The organism is Parasphingopyxis algicola, from assembly GCF_013378075.1.
GTDB lineage: Bacteria > Pseudomonadota > Alphaproteobacteria > Sphingomonadales > Sphingomonadaceae > Parasphingopyxis > Parasphingopyxis algicola.
The window spans coordinates 2,668,279-2,687,057 of record NZ_CP051131.1 but is presented as its reverse complement, the minus strand read 5'-3'; the positions used below and the strand labels follow the sequence as shown (position 1 = coordinate 2,687,057).

Annotated in this window: 19 protein-coding genes; 12 read left to right on the top strand and 7 right to left on the bottom strand. The window is 62.9% G+C overall.

Going from position 1 to position 18,779, the window contains the following annotated elements; translation table 11 throughout:
* Positions 1-68: 68 nt before the first annotated feature.
* A complete protein-coding gene (locus HFP57_RS13400) occupies positions 69-740 on the top strand; it encodes a hypothetical protein (RefSeq protein ID WP_176870259.1) in 672 nt (223 codons plus the stop codon).
* A gap of 10 nt (positions 741-750) precedes the next feature.
* Entirely contained in the window at positions 751-1,170 is a 420-nt protein-coding gene (locus HFP57_RS13395; protein ID WP_176870258.1) for a hypothetical protein, read from the top strand.
* Positions 1,171-1,179: 9 nt separating this feature from the next.
* On the opposite strand, the gene uvrA is transcribed toward HFP57_RS13395, so the two are convergent.
* The 3 genes from uvrA to HFP57_RS13380 all read right to left on the bottom strand — a co-directional run bounded on the left by uvrA (position 1,180) and on the right by HFP57_RS13380 (position 6,773).
* A complete protein-coding gene (gene uvrA / locus HFP57_RS13390) occupies positions 1,180-4,188 on the bottom strand; it encodes an excinuclease ABC subunit UvrA (protein ID WP_176870257.1) in 3,009 nt (1,002 codons plus the stop codon).
* 120 nt (positions 4,189-4,308) lie between these two features.
* On the bottom strand, positions 4,309-6,006 hold the full coding sequence (locus HFP57_RS13385; protein WP_176870256.1) for a hypothetical protein: 1,698 nt from the start codon (positions 6,004-6,006) through the stop codon (positions 4,309-4,311).
* A complete protein-coding gene (locus tag HFP57_RS13380; protein ID WP_176870255.1) occupies positions 5,997-6,773 on the bottom strand; it encodes a hypothetical protein in 777 nt (258 codons plus the stop codon). Before HFP57_RS13380 ends, HFP57_RS13385 begins: the two co-directional genes overlap by 10 nt.
* Positions 6,774-7,038: 265 nt before the next feature.
* On the opposite strand from HFP57_RS13380, the gene HFP57_RS13375 reads away from it, so the two are divergent.
* The 3 genes from HFP57_RS13375 to HFP57_RS13365 are packed head-to-tail and all read left to right on the top strand — an operon-like array spanning position 7,039 to position 8,331.
* A complete protein-coding gene (locus HFP57_RS13375; RefSeq protein WP_176870254.1) occupies positions 7,039-7,293 on the top strand; it encodes a hypothetical protein in 255 nt (84 codons plus the stop codon).
* Entirely contained in the window at positions 7,257-8,096 is an 840-nt protein-coding gene (locus HFP57_RS13370; protein ID WP_176870253.1) for a hypothetical protein, read from the top strand. Before HFP57_RS13375 ends, HFP57_RS13370 begins: the two co-directional genes overlap by 37 nt.
* A 10-nt stretch (positions 8,097-8,106) precedes the next feature.
* The gene (locus HFP57_RS13365; protein WP_176870252.1) at positions 8,107-8,331 is read left to right on the top strand and encodes a hypothetical protein; all 225 of its coding nucleotides are present in this window, start codon (positions 8,107-8,109) and stop codon (positions 8,329-8,331) included.
* Between the two features lie 24 nt (positions 8,332-8,355).
* On the opposite strand, the gene HFP57_RS13360 is transcribed toward HFP57_RS13365, so the two are convergent.
* Positions 8,356-9,165 (bottom strand): hypothetical protein, encoded by an 810-nt coding sequence (locus HFP57_RS13360; protein ID WP_176870251.1) that lies wholly within the window; start codon positions 9,163-9,165, stop codon positions 8,356-8,358.
* A 391-nt stretch (positions 9,166-9,556) separates the two neighbouring features.
* On the opposite strand from HFP57_RS13360, the gene HFP57_RS13355 reads away from it, so the two are divergent.
* The 3 genes from HFP57_RS13355 to HFP57_RS13345 all read left to right on the top strand — a co-directional run bounded on the left by HFP57_RS13355 (position 9,557) and on the right by HFP57_RS13345 (position 12,177).
* Positions 9,557-9,751 (top strand): hypothetical protein, encoded by a 195-nt coding sequence (locus HFP57_RS13355; RefSeq protein ID WP_176870250.1) that lies wholly within the window; start codon positions 9,557-9,559, stop codon positions 9,749-9,751.
* A gap of 121 nt (positions 9,752-9,872) precedes the next feature.
* Positions 9,873-10,646: a LytTR family DNA-binding domain-containing protein gene (locus HFP57_RS13350; RefSeq protein WP_176870249.1), complete on the top strand. Its 774-nt coding sequence runs from the start codon at positions 9,873-9,875 to the stop codon at positions 10,644-10,646.
* A gap of 115 nt (positions 10,647-10,761) precedes the next feature.
* Positions 10,762-12,177: an amidohydrolase family protein gene (locus tag HFP57_RS13345; RefSeq protein WP_176870248.1), complete on the top strand. Its 1,416-nt coding sequence runs from the start codon at positions 10,762-10,764 to the stop codon at positions 12,175-12,177.
* Between the two features lie 21 nt (positions 12,178-12,198).
* Here HFP57_RS13345 and HFP57_RS13340 read toward each other — a convergent pair whose 3' ends face one another.
* Positions 12,199-13,557 carry a TrkH family potassium uptake protein gene (locus tag HFP57_RS13340; RefSeq protein ID WP_218135021.1) on the bottom strand — a complete coding sequence of 453 codons (1,359 nt, stop codon included), beginning with the start codon at positions 13,555-13,557 and terminating at the stop codon, positions 12,199-12,201.
* A gap of 8 nt (positions 13,558-13,565) precedes the next feature.
* Complete coding sequence (locus HFP57_RS13335) at positions 13,566-14,216, bottom strand: potassium channel family protein (RefSeq protein WP_176870247.1); 651 nt, start codon at positions 14,214-14,216, stop codon at positions 13,566-13,568.
* 114 nt (positions 14,217-14,330) lie between these two features.
* Here HFP57_RS13335 and HFP57_RS13330 point away from each other — a divergent pair, with 114 nt between their 5' ends.
* From HFP57_RS13330 to HFP57_RS13315, 4 genes are all read left to right on the top strand, one after another.
* On the top strand, positions 14,331-15,113 hold the full coding sequence (locus HFP57_RS13330) for a transglutaminase-like domain-containing protein (RefSeq protein ID WP_176870246.1): 783 nt from the start codon (positions 14,331-14,333) through the stop codon (positions 15,111-15,113).
* 326 nt (positions 15,114-15,439) lie between these two features.
* Positions 15,440-16,306 carry an alpha/beta hydrolase gene (locus HFP57_RS13325; RefSeq protein ID WP_176870245.1) on the top strand — a complete coding sequence of 289 codons (867 nt, stop codon included), beginning with the start codon at positions 15,440-15,442 and terminating at the stop codon, positions 16,304-16,306.
* Between the two features lie 534 nt (positions 16,307-16,840).
* Positions 16,841-17,170 carry a UrcA family protein gene (locus tag HFP57_RS13320; protein WP_176870244.1) on the top strand — a complete coding sequence of 110 codons (330 nt, stop codon included), beginning with the start codon at positions 16,841-16,843 and terminating at the stop codon, positions 17,168-17,170.
* A gap of 266 nt (positions 17,171-17,436) precedes the next feature.
* Complete coding sequence (locus HFP57_RS13315) at positions 17,437-17,736, top strand: UrcA family protein (protein WP_176870243.1); 300 nt, start codon at positions 17,437-17,439, stop codon at positions 17,734-17,736.
* Positions 17,737-18,029: 293 nt separating this feature from the next.
* Here HFP57_RS13315 and HFP57_RS13310 read toward each other — a convergent pair whose 3' ends face one another.
* On the bottom strand, positions 18,030-18,770 hold the full coding sequence (locus tag HFP57_RS13310; RefSeq protein ID WP_176870242.1) for a LytR/AlgR family response regulator transcription factor: 741 nt from the start codon (positions 18,768-18,770) through the stop codon (positions 18,030-18,032).
* Positions 18,771-18,779 lie beyond the last annotated feature (9 nt).

The window sequence follows — 18,779 nt, the reverse complement described above, 5'->3', positions numbered from 1 at the left end:
TGTCGGTCGCCAGTCGGATACAGGATGCTCTTTGTAGCCACTTCCCTCAGACATTAGTCGAGCAGATAATGGCTTCGTACACGCACGCTACGCAAAAATATCAAACGGGAGGCTATAAGAGTAGCCTAGTTGAAGCAGGTCTTTACTCAGAGCACGTATTGCGCGCTCTGACATTCGAGATGACCGGTTCCGTGCCGACGGAAATCAAACATTTTGGCGATGCCGCCAGTAAGCTTTCCAAGACGACAGATATGCCTGAGGCTACACGGATCCTGATCCCGAAAATCCTTTCGGCGAGCGCCTATGACATGCGATCAAAAAGAGGCGCGGTGCACGTCAAAGGGGTGAATCCGCAGAAACGCGATGCACTTCAAGCTTTGAACGCAATGTCGTGGGCGTTGGCAGAATTGCTTGCTCAGTACGGAAACATCGCGGGGCATGAACTTGACACAATCATCGACACAATTCTTCGCCGCCCGACCCCGCTGGTTGAGCATATCGGCGGCCAGCATGTTGTGACTCAGCAGTTACAGACACATGTCGAGACTCTATTGATCATAGATAGTCACCCCGATGGTATCTCGCGTCGCGACCTCGGAAAATTGGTTAAACGGTCCTCGAGTTCCATTACGCACGCGCTGACAAAAATCGAAGCCGAACGCCTAGCTCACAAAAATGAGGACGGGCGTTGGTTCATCACGAGCACTGGTGAAAAATTCTTGGAAAGGTTTATTGGATAGGAGGAGTGTCGTGAGCAAACTGGTCATCGACTTGAGAAGCGGAACGATTGACGTTGAGGGCGAACAAGAGTTTGTAGAGATCGTTTATGCTGACATGAAAGACCTAGCGATCAGTCGGTTCGGCGAACTTCCCCTAGACGCGCCGGGGCAAGTGCCGCAGTCCGATCAGAAGTTGCCGAAAACCAAGACGTCAAAGCCTGTTCGGAACCGAAAGACTGGAGGACCTTCGTGTGCTTCCAGGATCGAGGTTCTAAAGGAAGAAAGCTTCTTTGATGAACCAAGGTCTCCCGCCGCTATCAGAGAGAAGCTCGCTGAAAAGGGGGCTACCTATGAGAGCAAGAATATCGCGGCCGCGCTAACCAACCTAACTAAGGCTGGCAAACTACGCCGCTTCAAGGATGACGGACACTGGATGTACCAAAATCCCTAGCACGTCGCGTCACGCCGCTGTCCCGGCTTTCTTAAGTATCCCCTTCAAATACTCCCCCGTATAACTGCCCTTCGTCGCCGCCACTTCCTCCGGCGTCCCCTGCGCGACAATCGTCCCGCCCTTGTCGCCGCCTTCGGGGCCGAGGTCGAGGATATGGTCGGCGGTTTTTATCACATCCAGATTGTGCTCGATCACAACCACCGTATTCCCCTGCTCGACCAGCGCGTGGAGCACCTCCAGCAGTTTGCGGACATCCTCGAAATGCAGCCCCGTGGTCGGCTCGTCGAGGATGTAGAGCGTCTGGCCGGTCGCGCGTTTCGATAGCTCTTTGGAGAGCTTCACGCGCTGCGCCTCGCCGCCCGATAGCGTCGTCGCCTGCTGGCCGACCTTGATATAGCCGAGCCCGACGCGTTCGAGCATCGCCATCCGGTCGCGGATCGGCGGGACGGCCTTGAAGAATTCATGCGCATCCTCGACCGTCATGTCGAGCACATCGGCGATGCTCTGGCCCTTGAACTTCACCTCCAGCGTTTCGCGATTATAGCGCGCGCCGTGGCAGACATCGCAGGTGACATAGACATCGGGCAGGAAGTGCATCTCTATCTTGAGCACGCCGTCGCCCTGGCACGCCTCGCAGCGGCCGCCCTTGACGTTGAACGAGAAGCGCCCGGGCTTGTAGCCGCGCGCCGCTGCTTCGGGGAGGCCGGCGAACCAGTCGCGGATCGCGGTGAAGGCGCCGGTATAGGTGGCGGGGTTGGAGCGGGGCGTGCGGCCGATCGGCGACTGGTCGATATCGATGACCTTGTCGAGAAATTCGAGGCCGGTGAGTTTGTCGTGCTTGCCAGCGACGATGCGCGCGCCGTTCAAGCTGCGCGCGGCGGCGGCGTAGAGCGTGTCGATGGTGAGGGTGGATTTGCCGGAGCCGGAGAGGCCGGTGACGCAGGTGAAGGTGCCGAGGGGAATCGAGGCGGTGACCGACTGGAGATTGTTGGCGGTCGCGCCCTTCACCGTCAGCTTCTTGCCCGTGCCCTTGCGGCGGTTTGCGGGGACTGCGATCTCCTTGCGCCCGTTGAGATAATCGGCGGTGAGGCTCTTCTTCGATTTCAGGATCTTGGCGAGCGTGCCCTGCGCGACGACCTCGCCGCCATGGACGCCCGCGCCCGGGCCCATATCGACGATATGGTCGGCATGGCGGATCGCGTCTTCGTCATGCTCGACGACGATGACGGTGTTGCCGAGATCGCGGAGGCGCTTGAGCGTGGCGAGGAGCCGGTCGTTGTCGCGCTGATGGAGGCCGATGCTGGGCTCGTCGAGGACGTAGAGCACGCCGGACAGGCCCGAACCTATCTGGCTCGCCAGGCGGATGCGCTGGCTCTCGCCGCCCGAGAGCGTGCCCGAGCTGCGGTCGAGATTGAGATAATCCAACCCGACATTGTTGAGGAAGCCCAGCCGCTCGACGATTTCCTTGAGGATGGGGGTGGCGATCTGGCTCTGCTGCTCGTTGAGCTTTTCGGGCAGCGCCTCGAACCAGGCCAGCGCCTGGCCGACCGGGCGGCGCGCGCTCATCGAGATATCCTCTTCGCCGAGCTTCACCGCCAGCGCCTCGGGCTTGAGCCGCGCGCCGCCGCACACCTCGCAGGGCGCGGCGGTCTGGAACTTGCCGAGCTCCTCGCGCATCCAGGCGCTCTCGGTCTGCATCATGCGGCGGTTCAGATTGCCGATGACGCCCTCGAACGGCTTTTTCACGTCGTACGACTTGCGCCCATCCTTGAAGGAGAGCGTGATCGGCAGGCCCTGCGTGCCGTGAAGGATCACGTCCTGGTGATGCTCGCTCAGCTCGTTCCACGGCGTGTCGAGCGAGAATTCGAAATGCCGCGCGACGCTGGCGAGTACCTGCATATAGTAAGGGCTGGGCGGGTTGGACTTGGCCCAGGGCACGACCGCGCCTTTTTTCAGGCTCAGCTCGCCATTGGGCACGACCAGCTCGATATCGAATTCGAGCTTCTCGCCGAGCCCGTCGCAGGCCGGACAGGCCCCCTGCGGCGCGTTGAACGAAAAGAGCCGCGGCTCGATCTCCTCGATCGTGAAGCCGGAGACCGGGCAGGCGAATTTTTCGCTGAACACGATCCGGTTGTCGGGGAGGCCGGCGCCTTTCAGGCCTTTACCCCCCTCTCCTTGATGGGGAGGGGCTGGGGGTGGGGTGACTTTTCCGCTAGCGTTCTCGCCAGCCGAGGACTCACCCCCACCCAAACCCTCCCCCATCGAGGGGGAGGACTTCCCAAGTGCGTCCGCCACCGTCCCGTCGGCAAGGTCCACATAAGCCAGCCCATCGGCCAGCCGGATCGCGGTCTCGAAACTGTCCGCGAGCCGCGTTTCCATGCCCTCGCGCACCACGAGCCGGTCGACCACGACTTCGATGTCATGCTTGAACTTCTTGTCGAGCGCCGGGGCTTCTTCGATGTCGTAGAACTCGCCGTCGACGCGCACCCGCGTAAAGCCGGCCTTCTGCCACTCGGCCAGCTCCTTGCGATATTCGCCCTTGCGGCCGCGCACGACCGGCGCGAGCAGGTAGAAGCGCGTGCCCTCGGGGAGCGCCATCACCCGGTCGACCATCTGGCTGACGGTCTGCGCGGCGATCGGCTCGCCGGTCGCGGGGCTGTAGGGGATGCCCGCGCGCGCCCATAACAGCCGCATATAATCGTATATCTCGGTGACGGTCGCGACGGTGGAACGCGGGTTCCGCGAGGTCGTCTTCTGCTCGATCGAGATCGCGGGCGAGAGCCCCTCGATATGCTCGACATCGGGCTTCTGCATCATCTCGAGAAACTGCCGCGCATAGGCGGACAAGCTCTCGACATAGCGCCGCTGCCCTTCCGCATAGATGGTGTCGAAAGCGAGGCTCGACTTGCCCGAGCCCGACAGCCCCGTGATCACGATCAGCTTGTCGCGCGGCAGGTCGATATCGACGCCCTTCAGATTATGCTCGCGCGCGCCTTTGACGCTTATCTTCGTCAGCATTCGGAACACCGATGCTTTGTAATCTTGGTGACGGACATAGGTCGGGCTTGTTCCATATTTGTTCTTGCGGGGCAAGGCGGGAATCGGGCGCGTCCCGCATTGCGCCTTGCGACTTGGCTATTAGGGGTTTTGAGGATCTAAACCAGCGATCGTTTCGTGCACATGCCGCAAGTTAGACAGCCCTTTTTGATTCAGGTAAGAGCTATGCTCTGGTGTCCAGATTTCAAGCGCGTTGAGAATGGCTCGTTCTGCAGCAAGCAGGAAATACAAGCCGACCGTACCACCGACTCTGGCGCCGATCTTTCTTAACGTTAATCCGTGATTGTTCTGCAATTGGGCCCATTGGATGGGCATTTCGCTCCGAGTATAAACGAGCATTGCATCGCGTTGTGCCAGCACCGCCTCCAAGAGTAATCGCATGCCTGCGTTTCCAGCGGTTCGCTCACCAAGATAGCCCAAAGTCAGCGCGCGAGCGTCCTGCATATCTGCCCATCTCGTCGGCCAACTAGATCTTGTATAATATTGAAGCGCGTTCTCGTGCGCCAAATTGGCTTCTTGAAGAATTCTTATACCGGCTGCGCCGGCCGTACGGGCACCTTGCCGGCGAAGAGCTCTTCCCAGGTTGAGTTGCGCGAGCGCCCAATCAGATTGGTCTGCCGTTCGACGATAAACTGTTAGGCTCGACCGAAAGGCGTTTATTGCCTCTCCAAGGAGCCTATTCGACTCTGTTTCTCTCGCCCGCTCCTGTTGTTCCATTAGGGTAATACCAAGATTTATTTGGGTTATCGCCCAGTCCCGCGGTCGATCATTCTGATTGTAGACTGCCAGTGTACTCCTAAAAATTGATGCTGCTTCAGCAAAATCTGTATCGCCGCTTACGGTCCATTGGCCTCGTCGCCAAAACACTAGACCCATGCCGTGGCTCGCGTTTGCCCACCAAACTGGAGACTCCTCAAGCGTAAAAATGCTCAAGGCGCGGCGGTAAACTTCGATCGACTGATCAAACAACGCGATACCATCTGCGCCACCAATACGTTCCCCTTGAACCCGCAAAACGAGTCCCAAGGAAACGTTAGTTTCAGCCCATTCTCGGGAGTAGCCCTCTTCAGAAATGAGAGGCAAGACCTCATTCCTATGCATCTCAATCGATCTATCCAAGGCCGACCGGTCGCCATGCAGATATCCTTGTTGATATCGGCCACGGGCTCGATTGAGTCTGGCCCTCCACTCCCCTATTCGCGATCGTTGTGACTCTTCCGAATAAAATTCGGCTAGCGTGTTCCATAACCCATCCGCGCGATCATAATCATCGGCTCCGCCCTGTAGCTCCGCCAATCGCGCTTGGGACGATATGGCCTCCACCCATGCTGCACGAACCGCTGCATATTCGGATCGCCGCAATGCGCTCAACTCACCCATCAACTGCTCAGCTTCGGCCAATCGACCATCGTCAAAGGCCTGCGTCGCACGATTGAGAATACCGGCAGCGGGATCTCTCGCCCCAGGATCACTTAACCGCGAGACGGTTGCGCGCAGATCGATAAGTTCGCGCCGAAGCGCAGTCGCTTCCGCAGCTTTTTGCTCGACAAGTTCGGTCAATCTTGTACCGCTGATGTCCGGATAGTTGATCTGTAATATCCTCGCGATCGCTGCGAGAGTGCGTTGACTTAACTCGTATTCGAGCCGCAATCTTCGGGCATCCGCAGGCGACAATCCACTTGCCGCATCCGGCCGGGTCTGGGCACTTATAGGGCCGATCGGAAATGCCAGAATCGCTCCCGCCGAAAAAAGCAGAACAAGGGCAATTTTCAGCCGCACCGCCTTAGCTCCAAACGCTCCGAATCTCGACTTTCATCGTACCAGAACAGTCGTTCGGTCACCCCGTTGGTGGCGTAGTTGAAAGTCGCCGCCCGACCGCGCGCCGACATCGGTTCCTCGCCGACTACACGCATCGTATCGCGGTCCGTCGATGTGATATTCGCTATCAGCCGGAATGGCGCGACACCTTCGGGCCGCCTTATCATTTCCGCCACGAGAGCCTCACCGGCTAATTCGATGCGCCAAGTCAGTTCGCATGGCGGATCGATCTCTCCCCACAAGCCCGAAATTTCGGAGATAATGCTCGGTTCTTGGCCTTCGTCCGGGACAATTTGCCTCATCCGTTCGTTCGTATCCCGTGCGATTTCTTCGGTTTGACGGGTGGTTTCTTCTAGGATTCCGGTTTCGCTCTCAACCGCACTGCGGGGTGCGATCAGGCCATAAACAAGAGTCAATGATGCAAGGAGTCCCATTAGGGCGAAAACAAGCCGCCGGACCGCATTGAAAGAAATGAGAGTTCGCCACTTGTTCGGTTTTCTTATGTCTGACGCCGCCGGCAGGACGTAAAAAACGAGAATCAGCAAACTCACAATAACGGCGAACGCAACGAGTCGAGGGGGCGTATCTTTATCAAAATATGCATCTGCAATAAGTGCCGCCAATACTACGCCTATCCAAAGAATGGAGATGTAGAATCCGATGACTAACCACTCACTCTTATTGAATGAGCGGAACGTCACCATAATCTTACGCACTCTGGCTTTCATTCTCTCTCCCTCGTCCGACTATCAGAAAGGAAGACTTAAAAAGCAACATCCAGACGGTGCGTGAATTCGCGTTTAACCCGGACACATTCAGCATCCAAAGTCTCCGAAACGGATGCGATAGCGCTGGCCTGACCGCCGCCTCTTCCTATCCTCGGCCCGAGAGGGGGATGGAATTCTGCGTGTCCTATTTCTGCTGGCAGCACTGCTCGGCGGTTGCACGACCATAACAGTCGGCGACGGGGCGGTCTCCCGGACATTTATCGGCGTGGTCAGGGTCGTCACGCCCGAAGCCGCAGGCGCGGTGAACGCGATCGATGTCGAGACGGTCGGTCTCGGCTGGGATGGCGGGCCGTTCCTGGGCTGGCATTCAGGCAGCTGGATTAGCGCCGATCCCGCACGGTGCCAGCTGCTTATCGTCATCCGTTCGCCGGCCCAGGCCGAAAACGCCGCAACCGTGTTGCGGGCATTGGAAGGACAGGACCCATGCATAGCCGATTACACACACAGCTTGCCGCGCTAGCGCTGCTGCCGCTCGTCGCCGGATGCGTCCAGGCGACCCGCCACAGCAATACGATGATCTTCGGGACGAATACGACCGTGGGATTGAAGGTGGGGACCAACGCCACGCAGATGCCCGAGATCATGCTCGCCTATGATCGGCAGGAAGCCGTGATTCTGCCGTTGGTGGCGAATACGGTCGACCGGAGTCGCGCGCCGGACAATCGTTTGCAACCTTGCGATCTCACGCGCAACGTTACGGCTTCTGGCACTCGCTATGCCGTCCACCCCTGCTCGCTCGTCGCATTCAGGGGAGGCGCAATGGACAGCTATTCGGTGCTAGCCAGTTTCGGAGCCGAGTTCGAAGCCTCGTCCGGTTCATCGCCAGAAGCCAGTGGCGGACTCGCACAGTATTTCGCCACGGGCATGGCGGCCCAGGTCCTGGCGGCAACTGGCGGGGCCGCAGTCGTGGCGACTGGCGCTGCGGCCGATGAGGCGGCCCGTCAGAATGACGGAAATACGCTGGCCACTTTGCTGACTGGCTCAAGCGCGTTTAGCCAAGGCGAAGGTCTTTCGGAACGCCATCAGGCCTTCGAACCGACGTTGGTGGCAGCGATAAGAAACACCAACGCAGAACAATTGGCCGACCGTCTGCAAAGTTTCGAGCGCCGGGCGGGCGTCATGTTGGGCGGGGCCGCGGCCTGCGCCAGCCGGACCCCGGATCAGTGTGCCGACTTCATAGATGCGCGAGATTTTTATGCGGACGATTATCGGGTGAATCCCGATGCGTTCGAAGAAGCACTCAGCCGGTGGGATGAAGCTTAGGGAGAATATCATGACCGATATGACGAGGGTATTGGCATTCCGGAAAAATGACGACGCAGCCGCTGCTGCGGGCTTCTGGAAAGGCGAAGGATATAACGTCGCAGTGGCCGGCCCGACCGATGCCATCAAGTTGAGCGACGGGACCCAGCCGGCGCTGATATGGGAAAGCGGGGAAACGGAAGACTGGGTGCTCGTAATCGCAACGAAAAAGGAGCTGACGATCCTCGAAGATTAGGACTGCCCGGCGGCTAACCGCTCCTCACATCGCCATCCGGTGCCGCACCTGCTCCGCCATGCCGCCGGACGAGGCCTTTTCGGCGATCACCCAGTCGGTCCCGCGGCGGCACAGGAGGAAGATCGTCGTCTGGGCGAGCCGCGGGGTATCGATGCGGACGCAGGCCAGGCGGTTGAAGAGGATCTGGACGTCGGCGACCTTGCAATTGTCGCGATGGAGACGGGGCGGCGCGATATCGATCCGGTCGATAAAGCCCGCCATGTCCTCGGCGATGACATGCTGCATCGGGCTGTGCCGCTTCACGTGCCAATTCTCGTCAGACAGGTCGCGCAGCGCGGCAACCGACCGCTGTTCGACCGCGTCGTAGAAGCGCGCCAGCACCGCCAGCACGTCCTGCTCGGCCGTTTCCAGCTGCATGCCCGCCCGGTTGTCGCCATGTTCGGCGGTTACCGAGATTTCGCTCGCGACGCGCCATTTGCCGTCGACGAAAAAGAGCAGCATGATCGCCGCCTTGTCGTGATCCCAATCGTCGAGCCGTGCGACGGCCAGGCCGTCGCGGAATATCTGCAGGCTGGTCAGCCATACGCCGTTCGCCCAGTCGAGCGGTTCCCGAACACTCGCGATCGGAACGGCATTGCCGGCAAAATGCAGCTTGTCGCCGCCGTTCAGCTTGCGGCGGCTCCATACCGGATCGCGCAGCTTGGCGAGGGCAGCCTTGTCGGAAAGCGAGAGGGCGGCCAGATAGCGGGCGATCGCACGCTCTGCCTCGGCATAGCTGTTGCTGGATTTCCAGGCGGTTATCCCGCTGGCTCGTGCGACTTCCAAAAACGCCACTCGATCACACTCCCTGATTCCGCATTGTGATCATACGTTGCTCAATTCTGTACCGCAGCGCGTGGCGAAGCAGACAATCTATTAGACCAACGACATGCGTCGTTCTGCGAATATTGCTTTGGGGCGGACAAACAACAGCGTTCTGTGAGGCTATTGCGCGATATTGTTTCAATCTTGCGCATTATCAATCCAACCTGCCGATCCGACTCACTGTATTAATTCAATAACTCACAAGGTCTGTAATTACAATCCACCCCGCAGCGCCCCGTCATGGCCGCCGCACGGTCCGCCGCAACGGTCCGAACGCTCAGGCGCCCGCGGCCCGGCGTGCAACGAAAGCGGGGCCCACGCGTTGATCCGTCAGCACCCAACCCGACAGGAGGATCCCGACATGAAGGACGCGGAAAAAGGCGAAGGCAATTACAAGGCGGCGAAAGAATATCAGAAGGACCAGCACGCATTCGCCAAGGACAAGGGCAAGGTCGACGCCAAGGGCAAGGAAGCGGCCGAGGCGCTGAAGAGCGGGGAAGGCGCGGAACTGGAGAAGGCGCGCAAGGAAAGCGCCAAGGGCCACTCCAAGAAATAGGCAAAAAAGGACGTACGCGCCGCGGGCTCCGGGCCGGCGAACGACGCCGCGCCGGTCCCGCGATATTGAAAAACGGGCGACCCGATTATAGGACGGCACGCACCGCCGAATGAAGCGCAGCGTGCCTTTGCAGCCGGGCAGCCCGGCATTTTACAGTGCGGCCCTTGTGGCGGCCGCGCTGCTCTATTTCCTCATCCTGGTCATTCCCGCCGGACTTACGGTCGGCCGGGCGCTTGCATCGACCATCGCCAACATCGCACCGATCGTGATCGGCGGGCTGGCGGTGCGGGCGTCAATCCGGTCCTGGGTCGCGCGCCGCCGGGTCGCCGTGCAGTTCGGCGCGCACATCGCCATGGCGGTGCTCTTCACCCTGTTCTGGTTCTGGCTGCTGATGGTGCTGCTCGGCGCGATCAACGGCGACAGCGCCGTGCTCTTTTCGGTCGAGCCGTTCATGGGCCTTGCCGCGGCCTGGCAGTTGATGCAGGGCCTGACGATCTACGCGGTGCTGGCGCTGCTTTTTCACTATGAGCTGCTGCGCGAAACGATGACGCCGCGCGAACCGGCGACCGGCGAGACGCCGCCCCAGTTCGTCCGCGACGGCGACGAGCTGCGCCCGCTCGATCCCGAACGGATCGTCCATATCGCGGCCGCCGGCGACTATGCCGAAATGCACACGCCAAGCGGCAGCCACCTGCTGCGCACGACCCTTGCGGAGCTCGAGACGAGCCTCGGCAACGGGTTTCTGCGCATCCACCGCTCGCGGATCGTCAACACGAACCGGGTCGCGCGGATGGAGCCGGCCGGCGGCGGGCGGATGACCTTGCATATGGACAATGGCGATTCGCTGACCACGAGCCGGGCCGGCGCGAAGGCCGTGCGCGACCGCGTTCTTTAACCGCGCCGCGCGGTCCGTTCACCGGCCCGCGATGTCCGTTCACCGATTAGCCGCGGATTTGCGCGGCATCCGCCTATGCTTCCCCGCCATCCTGTCGATGTTTCCGGAGCGTTTCATGGCAAGCCGTTTCCTGCGTTTCCTGTCCATCTTCTGCCTCGCGGCGCTCGCCGTCGGGCCCGCCTTCGCGCAAAATGCCGGCACACGGACGATCATCGCCGACGTTACCGTGATACCGATGACCGGCGAAGGCGCGCTCGCCGGGCGCGATGTCGCTGTGCGCGGCGGGCGGATCGGGGCCGTCGCGCCGCACGGATCGCTCGCGCCCGAACCCGGCGACCGCCGCGTCGACGGCCGCGGCCTGTTCATGATCCCGGGGCTCTGGGACATGCATGCCCATCTCACCGCCGACGACCATGTCCGGCCGGAAGGCACGCCGGAACCGACCGCGCCGCAGATCGAGGCGCGCGTCCTCCGCCGCCTCGCCACCTATCTCGCGCACGGTGTGACCGGCGTTCGCGATCCGGGCATGGCGCAGCGCTGGCTCCCACTCGTCTCCGGGCTGCGCGCGCGCCCCGGCCTGCCCTCCCTCGTCCTTGCGGGGCCGGTGATCCAGGGGCCGCCCAATCCCTGGAGCACCGGTGTCGAGGTCTTTGTCGAAGCGCCGGAGCAGGCGGCGCCGCTCGTCGACGCCCTCGCCGACCAGGGGGCCGATTTCGTGAAGGTCTATAACGGTATCGCACCCGACAGCTTCGCCGCGATCGCCGCCGCCGCGCAGCGCCGGGGACTGCCGATCGCCGGCCATGTGCCGTTCGCGGTTTCGACCAGCGGCGCGATCGCGGCCGGCATGACCCAGATCGAGCATGCCTATGTCAACCTGTTCAAGGACTGCACCGAGGCCGGCAACGCGGCGATGACCTCGGTCCTCTCGGCCTGGATCACCGAGGGTTATGAAGGACGCTACCGGCGCTTCCACGCCCTCTATGCGGGCCGCGATGCCGAAGCCTGCCGCGCCTTCTATCGCGAGATGGCCGCGGCCGGGGTGTTCGTCACGCCGACACCGCAGCTCGACCTGCCGCTCGATCTCGTCGTCGGCGAAGAGGAGCTTCTCGCGCTGAGCCCCGCCGCGCGCGTTTCGTGCGAACGCGCGCTCGAGTCGCAACGGCCGGTGACCGCCGATGTCCGCGCGCAGATGATCGCCGATCTGGCCGACCATCTGGCCGAGTTGCGCGCGGCCGGCGTTCCGCTGCTCGCCGGCAGCGACGCGCCAACCGACTGTCAGGGCTATGGCCGCGCGCTGCACCGCTCGATCCGCCAGTTCGTCGAACTCGGCCTGTCGCCCCGGGAGGCGCTGGCGACCGCGACGGTCAACCCCGCTGCGATGCTTGGCCGGGCCGACGAGGGGGTCATCCGCCCCGGCGCGCGCGCAAACCTCGTTCTGCTCGGCGGCGACCCGCTGGCGGACATCGCGAATATCCACACGGTAGCCGCGGTCATGCTCGACGGACGCTGGGTTCGCGGGCCCGAAGGCTGATTGCACGGTCGGCAGGACCGGCTAGCCGATATAGATCTTGCTCTCCGGGTAGCGGATACGGCTCGGGATCTGGGTTGCGAGGAAGAAGCCGAGCGTCAGCGGGCCGACGCGGCCGAGGAACATGAGCAGCATGATGACCGCGCGACCGAATTCGTCGAGCTCGCCGGTCGCGCCGCGCGACAGGCCGACCGTGCCGAACGCGCTCGTTACCTCGAAAGCGAGATCGATGAATTCGCCCTCCCAGCTGATCGACATGACGAAGATGCCGGTCAGGATCAGGAAGATCGCGACGGTCGTCAGCGCCATCACCTTGAACGCCTGTTCGGGCCCAAGGCTGCGGCCGAAGGCGCGCATCCGCTCGCGGCGGCGGAAGAAAGCGATGGTCGCGAGGATCAGGACCACGAAGGTCGTGACCTTGATGCCGCCGGCGGTCGAGGTGCTGCCGCCGCCGATCACCATCAGCCCCATCGTCATCATCGTCGTCGCATCGTACATCGCGCCGGTATCGGCCGTGTTGAAACCGGCGGTGCGCGTCGTCACCCCCTGAAACCAGCTGACCCACAATTTGTCGCCGGCGGTTGCGAGCGGTCCCAACGTGCCCGGATTGTTCCATTCGAGCGCGGCGAACCCGATCACCGAAAGAACGATCAGCACGCCGGTCCCCGCCAGCGTCAGCTTGCTGTGCAGCATCAGCGGCCGCCAGGCGCGGGTGCGAGCGAGATCGGAAAGCACGGCGAAGCCGACGCCGCTGACGATGAAGAGTAGCGGCACGGTGATGTTGACGACCGGATCGGTCGCCCAACGCGTGAGGCTGTCCGGGAACAGCGCGAAGCCGGCATTGTTGAAGGCCGAGATGGTGTGGAAGATCGCATGCCACATCCCCTCGCCCCAGCCGAATTCGGGCACGAAAACGAAGGCGAGCGCGACGATGCCGATCGCCTCCATGACCAGAACGACCTTGAGGATCGTAAAGACGAGATAGAGCAATTCGCTGACCGAAGTCTGGTTGAGATCCTCGCGCAGATAGACGCGCTGCTGCATCCCGATCGGCAGACCGAGCGAGGCGAGGACGAGCACCGCGAAGGTCATCAGGCCGAGCCCGCCCAGCTGGATCAGCGTCGCGACGACGATCTGGCCGAACAGGGTGAAGGCGCTGCCCGTGTCGACGACCACCAGCCCGGTGACGGTGACCGCCGAAGTCGCGGTGAACAGGGCGTCGGACCAGCTGATCGGCGCGGTGGTCGCGGCCGGCAGTTTGAGAAGCAGCGCGCCGGTGGCGATAAAGGCGGCATAAAGCAGGGCGAGCAGGGCGGGCGGCGGCAGCTTGATCGTCCGGCCGCCGATCGCCTCTTCCACCGCGCCTTCCCGGTCCTGCGCCACGGCGTGCCCTACAGCTCTTCGGAAAATTTGCGCAGCTGCTTGCGTTCGCCCTGCAGCAGCAGATGATCGTTATATTCGAGCGGTGCCTCGGTGCCGTGCCCGGTGACGAATTCCTTGCCGCGCGTGATGCCGAGACAGCGGATCCCGAACCGTTCTTCCAGGTCGAGCCATGTGAGCGTTTTGCCGGCCAGCGTGGCCGGGACCGCGATATCGGCCAGATACTGGCCATTGGCGAGCGCGATATGATCGCGCATCAGCGGATTGTGCAGCGTCTGGGCGATCCGGACGCCGACCTCGCGCTCCGGCTCGATGATATGCTCGGCGCCGAGCGCCGCGAGGATGCGTTCATGCGGGCCGTCCAGCGCCTTCACCCAGATCGTCTCGACGCCGATCTCGCGCAGGTTCATCAGGCACAGGATATTGGCTTCCAGATCCTCGCCGATCGCGATGACGGCGATCTCGTAGCTGGCGAGCCCGGCCTCTTTCAGCGCCTCGATATCCCGCCCGTCGGCGATGATCGCCTCGGCCAGCCGGCCGAGACAGGGCGTCACCTGCCGCTCGGTGATGTCGATGCCGAGGACATGATCGCCGAGCCGCGCCAGCTCCATCGCCAGGGTGCTGCCGAACCCGCCCAGGCCGATCACCGCTATGTTCGCCATCTGCGTCTCCCGACCGTATTCTTGCCCCCAATATCAATGCGATAGCTTCTTGCGGCGAAAAGAACAGAGATTTTTGGTGCGCGATCCACGGGCGGGCGGTATGGCCCCTCCACCATGCGCCTTTCGATTCACGCCCTGCTCGATTATCTCATCCACGACGAAGCCGATGTGCTGCTGCAGATCGAGGCGGCTTCGGACGAGCCCACGCAGCGCGTGATCGACGGCAAGATGACGGTGGCGACCGGTGCGGAGCTCCATCCGATGCAGGTCGAGGCCGGGGTCGGGCGGCGGACCTGGACGCGGGGATCGGGCCCGTTCCGGGTCGATTACCGCGCGACGGTCGAGGTCGCCCGCGCGCCCGCCGACATCTCCGGCCTTGCCACCACACCTTATTCCGAACTGGCCGGCGAGGCCGTGCCCTATATCTGGCCTAGCCGCTACTGCCAGTCCGACCGGTTCACGAGCTTCGTCGCGACGCGGTTCGGCGATCTGGACGGCGGCGCGAAGATCCTCGCCATGGCGGACTGGATCCATGCCGAGCTCGACTATGTGCCGGGATCGAGCGACGGCAAAACCGGCGCAGCCGACACCTTCATCGCGCGCAAGGGCATCTGCCGCGACTATGCGCACCTGCTGATCAGTTTCGCGCGCGCGGCCGGCATCCCGGCGCGGATGGTCTCGGCCTATGCCTGGCAGCTCGAGCCGCAGGATTTCCACGCCGTGACCGAAGTCTGGCTCGACGGCGCCTGGCATCTCGTCGACGCGACCAAGATGGCGCCGGTCGAAGGGCTGATCCCGATCGTCGCCGGACGCGACGCCACCGACATCGCCTTCATGACGGTCTTCGGCCAGGCGGATCTCAACGAGCAATCGGTCAGCGTCGAGCGGCTGGACTGATTTGCCGGAACCGTGCTTGCACAATGTCGCCGCATCGGGATTCTTTTGTCAGACTCGACCTACCGGTCGAGCGCGGCACCGGCCCGCTCCCCCTCCCGGCCTCCCATTGAGTGTACCCTGTTGGGAGGCCGGGAGGGGGAGCGGGCCGGTGCCGCGAACTTTCGCTAGAAAGTTTCTGACAAACCAAATCCGGTGCGGCGAACTTCCGACAGGAAGTTTCTGAAAAAGAAAACCCCGTGCCGCCCTCGACCGCCAGGTTGAGCCTGATAAACCAATCCCTCCGACCCGATATCGACATTCTCCCCCGCCGCGCCTAACTCCGCCCGATGCTCCGCACCGCGCTTCTTACCGCCGCCCTGCTCGCCGTCGCGCTCGGGGTGTTTCTCTACACGGCCGACCGGCTCATACTGTTCAACCGGCTGGTGCCCAAGGATGCGGGATCCGAAAGGATCGGGCAGGACATCGCCTTCGGCGACGCCGCGCGCCAGCGGCTCGATATCTATGCGCCCGAAGAACGCGGCGGGGATGCCGCGCTTCCCGTCATCGTCTTCATCCATGGCGGCGGCTGGCGGGCCGGCGACAAGGCGGGGTACGAATTTGCCGGCCGCGCGCTGGCCGCGCGCGGCTTCGTGACGGTCGTGCCCAATTACCGCCTCTCGCCCGACGTCCATTTCCCCGCCTTTGTCGAGGACGGAGCGGCGGCGCTGCGCTGGGTGCGCGCCAACATCGCCGAGCGCGGCGGCGACCCGGACCGGATCGTGATGGTCGGCCACAGCGCGGGGGCGCACATCGCGGCGATGCTGGCGATGGACGAACGCTGGCTCGGCGCGGACCGGGCGGCGATCGCCGGCTGGGTCGGCATGGCGGGGCCGTACGATTTCCTGCCGCTCGATACGCCGAGCACGCGCGGCGCCTTCGGCCGCGTCCCCGACCTCGCCGTGACCCAGCCGATCAATTACGCGGGCGAAGGCGATCCGCCCGCCCTCCTGCTGCACGGCAGCGCCGACGATACCGTCAAACCGCGCCAGTCGCGCCGGCTCACCGCGCGGCTCGAGACCGCGGGCGTCCCGGTGCGCCATATCGTCTATGACGGGATCGGCCATATCCGGATCATGACGGCGCTGTCGCGCTGGACCCGCGGCTCGGTGCCGTCGCTCGCGGATATCGAGCAGTTCGCGCGGGAAGTGAGCTAGGGAAGAAGGTTGATTTGTCGGACCGGGCCTGTCGGTCGAGCGCGGCAAGTTTTCTTTTGTCAGACCTTCGCTAACGCTCAGGCGCGGCACCGGCCCGCTCCCCCTCCCGGCCTCCCACAGGGTATATTCATTGGGAGGCCGGGAGGGGGAGCGGGCCGGTGCCGCGACATTGCGACAGCAATGTTCTGACAAATCAAAACCCGGTGCGGCGATTTTCCGACAGGAAAATTCTGACAAAAGAATCCCGTTGCGCCAGCAACATTCTAACAAACAAACCGCACAAATCCACCGACGAACGGTGTTTTCCAACCTCCGAACCGAGCCCCGGCCGCGACAAACCGAAACCTTGATCGACAGAATTCCGACGTTTGTCGATTTGACGCAAGGCGTCGCCCGGCTGTCGATCCGGGCACGACCGGCATCGGTGCACCGCCTATAAGGACGGCAGACGGCGAGATCGGAATCATCCGGCAGGCGACCGTCGACCGGATCCGCCGGGATCGTCCCGGAGGGCCAAGGTTCAGGAGTATGACCATGCAGAAAATTGCCTTCGCTTTCGCCGCGGTCGCCATGGCCGGCGCCGCCACCGCTTTCACCACCTCGCCGGCGCTCGCCGCCATGGCGAAGGTCGAGACCGTCGTCATCGACACGCGGACCTACGACCTGCGCTCGAGCCAAGGCTATGCGCGGCTCACCGAGCGGATCGACCGCGCCTCGCGCCAGGTCTGCGGCACCGTCGATGTCCGCGACATCGAAGAAGCCTATGCGATCCGCGCCTGCCAGGGCGCGGCGGTCGAGGATGCGATGGAACAGCTCAACGATGTCGCGCGGTCGCCGTCAGTCACGGTCGGCGCCTCGCGCTAGCCCTTACGGGCTAAGTCCCGGCCCTGCTCAGCCCCGACAGGGCCGCACCGAACACCCCCGGGTCCCTCTGCCCGGGGGTGTTTTCGCGTGCGGTGGCGGATGCAGAAAAAGCAATGCGTTTCGTCGCTTATCCGGTTGTCTGACCCGCAGCGGTAACAGTTCTTTTCTAGCAGATGCCCGACGGCGGCGTCGGACCGAGCCGACTCTTGACCGTCATCCAGCAAGCCGCCGGCTCAGGCCAAAGACAATTGTTCAGGAGCATCATCATGTTTGATTACCGTCCCAATATTCTCGCCGCCGCGGCGACGTTCGCGGTTTCTCCAGCGATCGCGTCGGACAATGCGATCACGATCGATATCGACCGGTACAATCTCCAGTCGCAAGCCGGCTATGACGCCGCCGCGCGGCAGATTTCGGGCGCGGCGCGGCGGCTGTGCAGCGTCCCGGGCACCCGCACCGTCTATGCCGGGCGGTCGGAGCGCCGCTGTATGGAAGAAACCCGTGCATCGGCCATACGCCAGCTCGACGAACACGCGCGCCGCGTGCGGACCCGCGCTTCGCGCTAGGCCCAACGCCTTCGAACGATGCCGACGCTCCCGGGGTTCGCTCCGGGAGCGTTCGGTTTCGTCAGACTCGACCTGCCGGTCGAGCGCGGCAGATTCCTTTTGTCAGACCTTCGCTAAAGCTCAGGCGCGGTACCGGCCCGCACCCCCTCCCGACCTCCCACGAGTGTATCCTGATTGGGAGGTCGGGAGGGGGTGCGGGCCGGTGCCGCGGTCGACCGGAAGGTCGACCCTGACAATCAACTCCCGGTGCCGCGATTTTCCGCAAGGAAAATTCTGACGAACAACTCCCGCCCCTATTTCCCGGCGATCTGCTTGACCTTCTTCAGATAGGTGCGGCCGATCCGGACTTCGGCGCCGTCTTCCATCTCCGCATACCAGCCGCCCGACCCGTCATGGCGGAGCTTGGCTATCCGGTCGCGGTTGAGGATCGAGGAGCGGTGGACGCGCATGAAGCGCGCCGGATCGAGCCGTTCCTCGAGATGGCTGATCGTCTGGTGGAGCAGATAGCTGCGCTCGCCGATATGGAGCCGCATATAATCGCGTTCGGCCTCGATCCGGTCGATATCGTCGGCCGCGAGCCGTATGACCTCGGAGCGGTGCGGGACCCAGAACTCCTCGGTCCAGGGCGAGGGTTCGGCCTCGCTGTCCCCGGTTTCGCGTAACTGTTCGGTGACCCGGGCCAGCGCCTTTTCGAGTCGCTCGGGCGCCACCGGCTTCAGCAGATAGTCGACCGCCGCTACATCGAACGCCTCGACCGCGAACTTGTCGAACGCGGTGACAAAGATGATCGCCGGCGCGAGATCGACATGTTCGAGCGCGCGGGCGACCTCCATCCCGTCCATGCCCGGCATCGCGATATCGAGCAGCAGCAGCTCGGGTTGCAGCGCCTCGACCATCCGGAGCGCCGATTCCCCGTCCTGCGCCGTGCCGATCAGGTCGATACCCTCGGTGCGGGCGCACAGGATCTGCATGCGTTCGATCGCGAGCGGCTCGTCGTCGACGAGCAGGGTGCGGAGCGGTTTCGGGTCGGTCATGGTCTGGAA